The sequence below is a fragment of the Haloarcula terrestris genome, assembly GCF_031624315.1.
GTDB classification, from domain to species: Archaea; Halobacteriota; Halobacteria; order Halobacteriales; family Haloarculaceae; genus Haloarcula; species Haloarcula terrestris.
Window position 1 is genome coordinate 1 of the sequence record NZ_JAMQOM010000019.1, and the last position, 12,324, is coordinate 12,324.

6 protein-coding genes, 1 pseudogene and 1 CRISPR repeat array are annotated in these 12,324 nt (G+C 55.9%); all 7 genes and pseudogenes read left to right on the forward strand.

Features of this window, described 5'->3' with window-relative positions:
• Positions 1-124: 124 nt before the first annotated feature.
• Positions 125-1,297 (forward strand): annotated as a pseudogene (cas8b, locus tag NDI54_RS19915) (type I-B CRISPR-associated protein Cas8b/Csh1); the annotation flags it as partial.
• On the forward strand, positions 1,298-2,380 hold the full coding sequence (gene cas7b, locus NDI54_RS19920) for a type I-B CRISPR-associated protein Cas7/Csh2 (protein WP_310898119.1): 1,083 nt from the start codon (positions 1,298-1,300) through the stop codon (positions 2,378-2,380).
• A gap of 2 nt (positions 2,381-2,382) precedes the next feature.
• On the forward strand, positions 2,383-3,180 hold the full coding sequence (gene cas5b, locus NDI54_RS19925; protein WP_310898120.1) for a type I-B CRISPR-associated protein Cas5b: 798 nt from the start codon (positions 2,383-2,385) through the stop codon (positions 3,178-3,180).
• Complete coding sequence (locus NDI54_RS19930) at positions 3,180-5,813, forward strand: CRISPR-associated endonuclease Cas3'' (RefSeq protein WP_310898121.1); 2,634 nt, start codon at positions 3,180-3,182, stop codon at positions 5,811-5,813. Before cas5b ends, NDI54_RS19930 begins: the two co-directional genes overlap by 1 nt.
• Positions 5,810-6,358 carry a CRISPR-associated protein Cas4 gene (gene cas4 / locus NDI54_RS19935; RefSeq protein WP_310898122.1) on the forward strand — a complete coding sequence of 183 codons (549 nt, stop codon included), beginning with the start codon at positions 5,810-5,812 and terminating at the stop codon, positions 6,356-6,358. The genes NDI54_RS19930 and cas4 overlap by 4 nt, the downstream gene beginning before the upstream one ends.
• 2 nt (positions 6,359-6,360) lie before the next feature.
• A complete protein-coding gene (gene cas1b / locus NDI54_RS19940; protein ID WP_310898123.1) occupies positions 6,361-7,356 on the forward strand; it encodes a type I-B CRISPR-associated endonuclease Cas1b in 996 nt (331 codons plus the stop codon).
• A gap of 1 nt (position 7,357) precedes the next feature.
• Positions 7,358-7,618, forward strand: coding sequence for a CRISPR-associated endonuclease Cas2 (gene cas2, locus NDI54_RS19945; RefSeq protein WP_121511326.1), 261 nt, complete (start codon positions 7,358-7,360; stop codon positions 7,616-7,618).
• Between the two features lie 104 nt (positions 7,619-7,722).
• Positions 7,723-12,262: direct repeats of the CRISPR family, unit length 30 nt; unit sequence GTTTCAGACGAACCCTCGTGGGGTTGAAGC.
• The last annotated feature ends 62 nt before the right edge of the window (positions 12,263-12,324 follow it).

A 12,324-nucleotide genomic window follows, 5' to 3' on the forward strand; every position in this document is an offset into this window, starting at 1 on the left:
ATTTAGACTTAGCGACCGTAACACGGGTGAAGAGGCGGATTTCGGATGTCAAACCAATCTGTCTCTTCGCTTTCTACCAAGATAACGCAGTCGTAGCTGTCGCGGCTAGCGAAACTACAGAGCCGAACTACTCTATCGGACTATCGAAGATGAGGAGACAACACCAATCGAAGATGCATATAGAGAAGAAAACCGCAATTCTATCGAGGAACAGGACTTTCGGTTCTACGTCTCAGCAGTTATGCCACATCAGATGTCTCGCTACGATGTGTTCGGCGAGACACTGAACGGCCGACTCCACTACCCGAAACAACTCGCAATCACACACAATCAGTTCGTTACAACTGTCTCGGCGTTCGACCGAGACCATTACGCTGAGTGGACGGCACCGCTCCCAACCAACCAGAATTGGGGGCTGTTAGAAACGAATGACGAGCAACTGCACGCCGTTTCGACTGGATGGTACTTCAGACAAACATTCGCCGAACGTGATGATGACGAGGCTGATTCTGACGACCCACGAATCGAAGCCTTGGTTAGCGTACTGAGCGGCGAAGCAATTGCTGTCGACGTCCTACTTGAAGAGTACGTAAGTCGGATCATCGATGACCAGACAGATGACGACGAGTACGAAGGGTTCCCATCGTTTCTCGTCGCCAGTCAGTTCGCCCAACTATGTGTGCTGGCGGATAACGACCTCAATCTCTTACAAACGACAGACCCGTCGAAAGATCAGATCACACAGCAACCGAACTATGACTCAAACACTATGCCATCACTAGATGAGATACCAATCGCGGACGGGGGTCACCCTGCCGCACCGAAACTCGAATCGTTCATCAAGGAAACGCCTGCACTCTCGCCCGATCACGACGCCGATCCGGACTCCATAACGAGTCAACGCCGCGGGGCGTTCCTGCTTGGTGCGCTCGTCGGCGACATCGGGAGCTATCAGGAGTACAGCGAGGATCGGTCGACGACGCTCGTTGACCAGTATCCAGTCAAGTCGATCACTCGCTCCCGAATCAAGAAGGTGACACAGGAGACTATCGCCAAGACACTAACGTACACACGTCAAGAAAAGAAACAGCAGGGGACCTATCCTGGAACGAAGGCCGACCATATTGTTGACCGGCTTCGTGATACAATACTCAACCCAGACCCGGAAGAGTGGGAAATCGAGACCGACGATCTCCGCTTCTACTACGCCCTTGGCGTAACGTACGGGATGAACGACCACCCGTGGAACCGAGACGAAACCGCTGCTGATGAATCCACTATCGAGGAGGAACACTAAATGTCCGACACACCCGAAACCGTGACGAACCGCTCAGAGATCGTCTTCCTGTACGATGCCGTTGATGCCAACCCGAACGGCAACCCGCTGTCCGGTGCCAATCGACCGCGAATCGACCCACAAACCCAGCAGGCAATCGTCACCGACGTTCGGCTGAAGCGGTATCTCCGTGATCAACTCGATGACGACGGGCATGGCGTCTACATCCGAAACGTGCAGGAAGACGGCGACCAGTACACCCGCGGCAAACTACTTGAAGATCGACTCAAAGAGGTCGATCCAGATGACTACGATCTCGATGACGACGAGAGAGCCGACGAGTTTCGCGACGACGTGTTCGGCGAATTCTTGGAGAAGAGCGTCGATGTTCGGTACTTCGGTGCGACGATGTCAGTGGATACGGACGAAGCATATGCTAAGCACTTGCCGGATCATTTCACTGGCCCAGTCCAGTTCTCACCTGGTAAATCGATGCACGCTGTCAACGAAAACGAGGAGTACGATAGCCTGACGAGCGTGATCGCCACACAGGAGAACAAACAGCAGGGTGGATTCGATCTCGACGATCATCGGATTCAGTACGGTCTGATTCGGTTCCACGGACTCGTAGATGAACACGGTGCAGCGGACACAAAACTCACCGCAGCGGATGTCGAACGACTCGACACTCTCTGTTGGCGGGCGATTAAAAACCAGACTATCAGCCGGAGCAAAGTCGGCCAAGAGCCTCGGCTCTACTGCCGTGTCGAATATGCCGACGAGAGTTTTCACCTTGGTGGCCTTGATCGTGACCTCGACCTCGACGACGAGCATTCGAAACCCGACGAAGAACTCCGAACGGTTCGTGACCTCACGCTTGACGTGACAGGTCTTGTAGACCGACTCGATGGGGCGAGTGACCGAATTAAACGTGTTCGAGTTGTCGCCAGCGACGTGCTACAACTCTCCTATGATGGCGAACTCGGCGGGCCAGCGGTCCTTTACGACGCCCTCGAAGACGCAGTCGGAGCGGACGCTGTAGAGGAAATCGATGTCTACGACGAACAGACGGCGACACTCCCGAATGACGACAATACGGCGTAACGATGTCGCAACAATCGTTGGACAGTTGGACGGCCGATGAATCGGGCGACCAGCCAGACCGCTGTCTCTCGTTTACCGTTCGTGGTCCGTGGGGGCACTTCCGTCGGATCGAGGGCAACATTGTAAAACAGACCTATCGAATCATTCCGCGTACTACCGTGGCTGGGCTCCTCGCAGCCGTCCTTGGAATCGAACGTGACGGCTACTATGACCTGTTCGCACCCGGGAGATCGGCCGTTGCCATCGAGCCTGTTCGAGAGATCAGAACAGTCAATATGCCGATGAACACACTGTCGACGGCTGCGGGGAACTTACAGTCGCTCAATGGTCGCGGAAAAATCAGTGTGAAACTCCCTGATCCGACTACACTTCGGCAGCAACACAACTACGAGGTACTGGTCGATCCAGCCTACCGAATCGATGTCGCACTTGCTGACGACGAGCGATATACTGAACTACGTGAGACACTTGCTGCAGGCGAATCGCACTACGTACCGAGTCTCGGCCTCTCCGAGCATCTTGCTGACATTAAGTATCACGGGGAGTTCGATATTGAGGATGGACCGCAGCAGGACACTATCGACATTGATTCGGCCGTACCGAATGCGGTTGACGACATTGTTCTAGATGCCGGAACACGCTGCCAGATTGAGGAATCCCCCGCGTTTATGGAAAATGACTCAGGTGGTCGGACGACGACAGGCTTTACGAACTACGCCTATAATCCCGACGCAGAACCCCTCAAAGTTTCCAACACGTCGGCTTCCAGTGTCAACGGTCGAACCGTGGTGTTCGTCTGATGAGCGTCCGGTACTCTCACCCACCTGAAGGCGATCGTGAAGGTGTCTATCTTCGAAAGCACCTAGGTGATGTCGCCCGGCGGACCAGAGAAATCGTTCCCAACCAGGTGACAACACCCGAAGGTGAGTCGCTACAGCGAGTCGTTGAGACGCTTGCCTACGTTCACGACTTCGGGAAAGCGACGACGTTCTTCCAGGAGTACCTGCGACACAATACCGAGCCCGAATACAAACCGTGTCGGTATCACGCTCCAATCGGCTCGTTCGCTGCCTACTACGCCCTTGATGCGCAGGGGTTTGAATCTGAGACCTGTCTGGCCGGGTTCGTCGCGGTCGCCAAACATCACGGTCGGCTTCCAGATGTGACCCAATACATCTACGACCGTGCGTACAACTCAGAGAACTCAACGGCAGGAGCCCAAACCAACGCTGAACAACAACAGGCAGCAATCGCTATGCAGCTCAACGATATCGAGAAACACGTCCCCGAGCTTGCGGCCGATCTCTTCGATGATGCAACTGATAGCAGTGGATCGTGGGACGGATTTCGGCAGTCGTACAAGGAGCTTCTTGATGAAATTGCCGCTGCCGTTGCCACAGAGAGTGGGACGACAATCAATCGAGAGTCGCTCTCAGACTCCTGTTATGGTCTAGTCCTCGAAATGTGGGGATCGCTCGTGCTCGCAGATAAGACGAGTGCAGCAAGTCGTAGTGAGGATACTGCCTCGGAGTCGGCGTACGAAGCAGTGCAGCCGTCACTACAGGTGTTAGACGAATATGTAGCGGATCTGGAAGCGTCCGCGCCTGCTGATTCGGACGGTTCCAGAACGGAACGACTCAACCACTATCGTTCACGCGCGCGGTCAGCTGTTACAGAAAACGCGAAACAACTTGCGGAGGATGGTGGTGGCGTAGCGACGCTCACACTGCCAACTGGAATGGGGAAAACACTCTCCGGGCTGTCGGCCGCACAGACGGTTCGTGACGAACTCGGCAGTGAACGTGTCGTCTATGCACTTCCGTTTACCAGCATCATCGATCAGGTCGTCGATGAAGTCAAAGATATCTACGAAACCGATACACTAGGACGATTACTGACGGCTCACCACCATCTTTCGGAAACCAAGATCGTTGTCGAAGATGACGTAGACGCCGACAAAGCGGACAAGAACGACGATGTTGCTGGGATGCTCGCCGAAAGTTGGCGGGCTGGGATCACAGTCACAACGTTCGTGCAGTTGTTCGAAAGCCTTGCTGGGCCAGCCAACAAACAGTCGATGAAGATTCCTGCTCTCCGTGACAGTGTAGTTATCCTTGATGAGCCACAGAGCTTGCCGCTCGACTGGTGGAAGGTCGTCCCCCGTCTTGTTGCAATACTGACCGAGCGGTACGACGCGACGGTTATCGCTATGACCGCAACGCAACCACAGCTGTTCGATGAAGCAACCGACCGAGGAGAAGAGGTGACTGAATTGGTCGACGACCCTGATGTGTACTTCGAGGCGACCGAACGCGTCCAGTACGAACTCGACGAGTCGACTGAGCGGTATATTGAGACCCAAGAAATCCCGAAATCATACGCCGACGCGAGTGCTGAACTGCTGACTGCAGTTGACGCAGGCGCATCAACGCTGGCGGTCTGTAACACAATCGATAGTGCACGAGCCCTCTTTGACGAACTAACTGACATCCAAGACTCGCTTCTTAATGTGGGTGATATCTACGCTGACGAGCTCAGCAAAGTCGAAACGACAGTGGACATCGATCCGAAGACACTTGCGACCCGTATTACCGAGCGAAGCGATCAGTCGATACTCCACCTGTCGACACGACTCCGTCCCGTGGATCGCCTCAAACTGATCGAAACCGCAAAAGAACTCACCGACGCCGGACATGGTCTCATCACGGTCTCGACACAGCTCATCGAAGCCGGCGTCGACATCAGCTTCGACCGCGTCTACCGTGATCTGGCTCCAATTGACAGTATTGTCCAAGCAGCCGGTCGCTGTAATCGGTCGTTCGAACGAGAACAAGGACGCGTTATTGTCTGGTGGCTTGATGTGCCGGATGAGCAGCAAAAAACGCCTGCAGAGGCGGTCTACAATCGAGGGGCGACACTGCTTCCTGTGGCGGCTGAAACGCTCGACACTGTTCGTGAAGCAGATGAATCGCTCTCCGAGACTGCTGTTGCCCGCACAGCAGTTACAGAATATTACAAAAAACTACATACTGACAAGAACGTTGGCAAGCAAGAGTACGCCGAGTATGTCGACGATGCACGCGGGGACAAACTGGCGGAGTTGTCGCTGATCAACCAGCGTAACGCTGTGGACATCATCATTTGCCGAACTGAAGTCGAACGGCGGCAAGTAGAACAGGTGCGCGAAGCGTGGAAGCGGTACGAGTTCGACCGTGTCCGTCGGTTGATGGATGAACTCAAGCAGATACGAGTCTCGTTCCCTATCTATCACGGTGAGTCTGATAAAAAAGAAAAGCTGGGGCAATTGAATCCAGTCCACTCCGATACGGATGTACTGTGTCTTGATGTCCGCAAACACGGGTTAAGCCAGTATTTTGATCAGAATACCGGATTCGTCATACCGGACAGCACTGCTGAGAGGCGGATCTTATGACCGACGCAGATCCAGTCAACCGCTTGCTGGCGACCGCTCGCGGCGAGCCAGTTGACGAGCCGTTCCGCGTGACCGGCGTGATGGTGCAGTACTACTACGTCTGCAAACGAGAACTCTGGTTCGAAAGCCGAAACCTCGAAATTGACCGTGAGAACGCGACCGTCGTCCGTGGCACCCGTGTTGACGAGACAGCCTACAGCGACAAACGCGAGAACCTCCATCTCGGCATGATCTCACTGGATCTGCTTGACGACGGCCGTGTCGTTGAGGTCAAACCGTCCTCGACATTGACTGAACCGGCCGAGATGCAGTTGTCGTACTACCTATGGTATCTTGACCGTGTGGCCGATATTCAGCGGGACGGAGTCTTAGCTCATCCACGGGAACGAAAGCGAGAGCCGGTCGAACTTACCACGGAGCGGAGCGAAAAAGTCGAAACTGCGATCCGCGGAATCCACGATATCGTCAGTCAGTCTTCGCCACCGCCGGCCGAGGAGAAACCGTTCTGTGACTCCTGTGCGTACCACGACTTCTGTTGGTGTTAACAATGGATAGGAACTACCACGTCTTTTCCGACGGTCGACTCGAACGCAGTGACGACACGCTCAGACTTGTTCCTGACGATGATGGGGACAAGCAATATATTCCAATCGAGAACGCTGAGGCATTCTTCTTACACGGCCAGATCGATTTTAACACGCGACTGATGTCGTTCCTCAACGATCGAACGGTCGCGCTACACGTCTTCGGCTGGGAGGATTACTACGCTGGCTCGGTGATGCCGAAACGTGGCCAAACCTCTGGGAAAACTGTAGTCAACCAAGTTCGAGCATATGAGGACAGTCAACATCGACGACAACTGGCCGCCGCGATTGTGAAGGGGAGTATCCACAATATGCGAACCAATGTGGTCTACTACAACGGCCGAGATCACGATCTCGACAGTGTAATTGAGGACTTGGAAGCCGCAGCAGCACGCGTTGACGAGAGTCTCCCGATTGACGAACTGATGGGTATCGAGGCGACCGCAAAAAAGGCCTACTACCGCAGCTTCAACCAAATTCTTCCGAGGGAGTTCCAACTCACCCAACGGGAATACAACCCACCACCGAATGAGATTAATAGCCTCATTTCGTTCGGCAATTCGCTGGTCTACGCCAACTGCGTCTCAGCAATTCGAGCCACTGCACTCGACCCGACGATTAGCTACCTACACGAGCCCGGTGAGCGGCGGTACTCGCTCTCTCTTGATATCGCTGACTTATTCAAACCTGTGCTCGCTGACCGGGTACTATTCCGGTTAGTGAATCGGAATCAAATTTCGGAAAGTGATTTCGAGACCGAGCTCGGCTCCTGTCTGTTGAACGAAGCTGGTCGGAAAACGTACACGAAGGCGTTCGAAGAAATGCTTGAACGTACTGTTGAACACCCGACGCTCAACCGAAAAGTTAGTTATCAGTACCTGATGCGTCTCGAAGCATACAAACTGAAAAAGCATCTCCTCACCGGAGAAGCATACGACTCGTTCCAACGGTGGTGGTAAAATGTACGTGGTGATGGTATACGATTTGGAAGCGGATCGAACACAGAAAGCGCTCAAAATTGGTCGGCGATATCTGACTCACGTACAGAACTCAGTTCTTGAAGGCGAAATCTCTGAGGGAGATCTCTCCAAGCTCAAAAACGAGATTGATGATTTGCTGAAACCAGGTGAATCGACAATCATCTACGAGCTGTCTTCTGATACACTGCTCAACCGGACAGTCTACGGCGACGATCCAACTGAGGATCAGCGGTTTCTATAGTCGGTTTCCGTCGACCCCCCGGGGGGAAGCACCCTATTGATGGTCGACGGAAGGTCTTTACTGTGACCCGCCGTTAGCAGCCTTATGGCCCGTATATCGGGCATGTTTCAGACGAACCCTCGTGGGGTTGAAGCCGACTCCATGGTCGACTCCAGCCAAGCCTCGAACTGGTTTCAGACGAACCCTCGTGGGGTTGAAGCCTGTGGGTCCTGAAGCGCTCTAACGAGTTCAACGAGTTTCAGACGAACCCTCGTGGGGTTGAAGCGGGCCGAAGAAATGGCTAAGGAGATGGAGGAACTGTTTCAGACGAACCCTCGTGGGGTTGAAGCGTCGACGGAGAGGACATCAACCCGACCAGCATCGGTTTCAGACGAACCCTCGTGGGGTTGAAGCACGATCGGCGGCGGCGCGGGGCCGATGCAACACGTGTTTCAGACGAACCCTCGTGGGGTTGAAGCAGCGATGACGGCAGCCAAGTCGAACGCATTGATCGGGTTTCAGACGAACCCTCGTGGGGTTGAAGCCACTTGTCCGCCGAGCCGAGCCGGGCGACCGCGCCCGGTTTCAGACGAACCCTCGTGGGGTTGAAGCAAGTTGACCGACGATGCCGACCCCGATGCGTACTCGTTTCAGACGAACCCTCGTGGGGTTGAAGCAAAGGGGATGGAGGCAGTGGGCAGAGTCACCAGATCGTTTCAGACGAACCCTCGTGGGGTTGAAGCCTCGGCGACCAGCAGGCCGGGGCCGATGTCGCCCGTTTCAGACGAACCCTCGTGGGGTTGAAGCCAGGCCGACGACCTCGTCGCCGCCGACATCCGCGAGTTTCAGACGAACCCTCGTGGGGTTGAAGCGGCATCGGGATCATCTTCGGCGCTGGGCTGGTGCTGGTTTCAGACGAACCCTCGTGGGGTTGAAGCTCGCAGTACCCACCGTCGCGGGTTTCGGCCCCGCAGTTTCAGACGAACCCTCGTGGGGTTGAAGCTGAACGTGGATGGTGTAACCTTGGAGAATATCGGCGTTTCAGACGAACCCTCGTGGGGTTGAAGCATCAACAACACACCGGACTGATTTCGATGCCCGACACGTTTCAGACGAACCCTCGTGGGGTTGAAGCCCCTCTACCCAACAGTACGTGAGGACGTTCGCCGCGTTTCAGACGAACCCTCGTGGGGTTGAAGCCAATAACGTCCTCCAGACGGGTGGGAATCAAGGTAGTTTCAGACGAACCCTCGTGGGGTTGAAGCCGACAAGACGTAACAGGACTCCTGGACTGGGTTGGTTTCAGACGAACCCTCGTGGGGTTGAAGCTGAGGCTGATGACTAGGGTGCCGTGGTGGTTATCAAGTTTCAGACGAACCCTCGTGGGGTTGAAGCGCCGACCGCGACGGGCCGCGCTGGGTCTGCTCGGTCGTTTCAGACGAACCCTCGTGGGGTTGAAGCGTCAACTGTATTGGCCAATCTGGGTATTATCCTGCGGTTTCAGACGAACCCTCGTGGGGTTGAAGCTCGGTGCCGACAAACCCGAAGTAGAGGCGATGCTCGTTTCAGACGAACCCTCGTGGGGTTGAAGCGAGGATGGCGACCTCACCGAGTATCGCGACGGCGCGTTTCAGACGAACCCTCGTGGGGTTGAAGCGACCCACCTAATTACCGACCGATTGCCTGACAGCAAGTTTCAGACGAACCCTCGTGGGGTTGAAGCGAGGCCATCGACTCCCACGGGGTCGGGATGGGCGGAGTTTCAGACGAACCCTCGTGGGGTTGAAGCTCGAAAATCAGGTCGTCGAACAGGCGCAGCGCGCGCGTTTCAGACGAACCCTCGTGGGGTTGAAGCGTCGAGTTGGGGATCGCCAAAGACAGCGACGCCTGTTTCAGACGAACCCTCGTGGGGTTGAAGCGGCGATACGAAGTGGTCGCTCGATGCCGGGGCCATGGTTTCAGACGAACCCTCGTGGGGTTGAAGCCGTGGGACGATGCCGGCCCGTATACTGACTCCGACGCGTTTCAGACGAACCCTCGTGGGGTTGAAGCCGGCCTCGAAGCTGCAGTACTCGACGTTCGACAGGTTTCAGACGAACCCTCGTGGGGTTGAAGCCCATACACTCGGTAATTAGCCCCTATTACACTTGTTTCAGACGAACCCTCGTGGGGTTGAAGCAGACGCGTCGAACTGCTGTAACAAAGCACTCCGAGAGTTTCAGACGAACCCTCGTGGGGTTGAAGCAAAGACCTGAGCGGCAAGATGGCCGACCGGAAGAAGTTTCAGACGAACCCTCGTGGGGTTGAAGCATACAGTCGGCTACGGGTGGTGAGGGGAAAAGCGGTTTCAGACGAACCCTCGTGGGGTTGAAGCGACAAGCGCCTCGGTCTGGAGGCGAAAGGACAGCGGTTTCAGACGAACCCTCGTGGGGTTGAAGCGACGTTTAGTTTAGCGAAGCGTTTTGCTAACGGAGTGGTTTCAGACGAACCCTCGTGGGGTTGAAGCGGCCACTGGGACAACGGCGAGATTTTCAAAGACCTGTTTCAGACGAACCCTCGTGGGGTTGAAGCACCACATCGTGCCCCAGCGATTTAACGGGTCGGACCAGTTTCAGACGAACCCTCGTGGGGTTGAAGCCGCGTGCGACGAGGCGATTCGAGTGGAAAAGAAAACGTTTCAGACGAACCCTCGTGGGGTTGAAGCGTCTGGTGGACCCGTGGGCCACCAAGCGCGGCCGGTTTCAGACGAACCCTCGTGGGGTTGAAGCCCACGTCTCACGCATTTCGTCGACCATGTCACCTTGTTTCAGACGAACCCTCGTGGGGTTGAAGCCCAAACACGGAGCAGTCTACGCTACCGTTCAGGTATAGTTTCAGACGAACCCTCGTGGGGTTGAAGCACCCGGTGATTCCGTCCTATCGGTAGAGGATGGTGGTTTCAGACGAACCCTCGTGGGGTTGAAGCCGAGTGCGACGAGGCGATTCGAGTGGAAAAGAAAACGTTTCAGACGAACCCTCGTGGGGTTGAAGCCCACGCCACGTCAGTAGCGTCTGCCGTGCCACCGGGTTTCAGACGAACCCTCGTGGGGTTGAAGCCCTCAGCGTCGGCGTAATCTAATGCCGCCCCAATCGTTTCAGACGAACCCTCGTGGGGTTGAAGCCGGCCGTCTCGGACACGTAGAGGGAGTAACACATGGTTTCAGACGAACCCTCGTGGGGTTGAAGCGTACTGTGGGACTGGGTTCAAGTACGAGGGCGGTGTTTCAGACGAACCCTCGTGGGGTTGAAGCAAACAACGCCTCGGGACTCTCGCCCGGTGGGAACAGTTTCAGACGAACCCTCGTGGGGTTGAAGCGTGGTCCGCATCCGGCGCGGGGTCGGCATCCGGGGAGTTTCAGACGAACCCTCGTGGGGTTGAAGCCTCTGGTGGGGGTTCGTCGGGGTCGACCAGACCAAAGTTTCAGACGAACCCTCGTGGGGTTGAAGCGGTCGGCCAGGTCGGCGACCTCGCTCGTCGAGAGTTTCAGACGAACCCTCGTGGGGTTGAAGCAGGAGGAACTCAAGCAGTATCCGCTCACCACTAACTGGTTTCAGACGAACCCTCGTGGGGTTGAAGCGCCTGCCGGGCGACGGCCTGGGCGAACGCCGAGCGCCGTTTCAGACGAACCCTCGTGGGGTTGAAGCACGAGGCGCTTCGCGTCGCCGCTGGGTAGCTCCCGCGTTTCAGACGAACCCTCGTGGGGTTGAAGCCTCTACGGCGTCGTCGGCGTGTCTGTCACGCTTGGAGTTTCAGACGAACCCTCGTGGGGTTGAAGCCGCAGCGACAGTTGCGACCCGATGATGTGGACATCGTTTCAGACGAACCCTCGTGGGGTTGAAGCACTTGGTAGTTGTTATTGGCTTGCACATACTAGTTTCAGACGAACCCTCGTGGGGTTGAAGCACCCCCCTTTCTTCTTCATCAGTCTTCCCAGTGGTGTTTCAGACGAACCCTCGTGGGGTTGAAGCATCGAACTGTTGCCGTGCCAGCGCACGAAGGCGCTTGTTTCAGACGAACCCTCGTGGGGTTGAAGCCCTCCGGGGGAGCTACCGGCGGAACTCATGCCCGAGTTTCAGACGAACCCTCGTGGGGTTGAAGCGCATCGGCGACTGGACCGTCATCGAAATGGACCACAGTTTCAGACGAACCCTCGTGGGGTTGAAGCGAAGCCGGGTGTTCGGACCCTTTCTTTTCGGGGTAGTTTCAGACGAACCCTCGTGGGGTTGAAGCGTCTAGCGGACCCGTGGGCCACTAAGCGCGGGCGGCCGTTTCAGACGAACCCTCGTGGGGTTGAAGCACCGTCCAGGACTGGGACGACGACCCCGACGGCGAGTTTCAGACGAACCCTCGTGGGGTTGAAGCCGCATGTGGGTCAACGGACCATACCGACCACGAACGTTTCAGACGAACCCTCGTGGGGTTGAAGCCTGGGGATGCTGGTGCTGGTGCCGATAGCCAACGGTTTCAGACGAACCCTTGTGGGGTTGAAGCACCCCTACCTTTGACGCCGGGGAACAGGCTTCCACAGGTTTCAGTCGAATCCTTGTGTGGTTAAAGCTCGGCACACACAGCCTTACTCCGCGCTGGTCGGTAGCGTTTCAGACGAACTTTCGTGAGGGTGAGACTACGTCAGTGCCTTGCTGTCCAAAGGTAGTGCTTTCTACGGTCCCATATAAACCGCACCTCT

Coding starts and splice junctions, on each gene's coding strand:
- cas2 (WP_121511326.1), top strand. CDS start 7,358: ATGTACGTGGTGATGGTATACGATTTGGAAGCGGATCGAACACAGAAA.
- cas4 (WP_310898122.1), top strand. CDS start 5,810: ATGACCGACGCAGATCCAGTCAACCGCTTGCTGGCGACCGCTCGCGGC.
- cas5b (WP_310898120.1), top strand. CDS start 2,383: ATGTCGCAACAATCGTTGGACAGTTGGACGGCCGATGAATCGGGCGAC.
- cas1b (WP_310898123.1), top strand. CDS start 6,361: ATGGATAGGAACTACCACGTCTTTTCCGACGGTCGACTCGAACGCAGT.
- cas7b (WP_310898119.1), top strand. CDS start 1,298: ATGTCCGACACACCCGAAACCGTGACGAACCGCTCAGAGATCGTCTTC.
- NDI54_RS19930 (WP_310898121.1), top strand. CDS start 3,180: ATGAGCGTCCGGTACTCTCACCCACCTGAAGGCGATCGTGAAGGTGTC.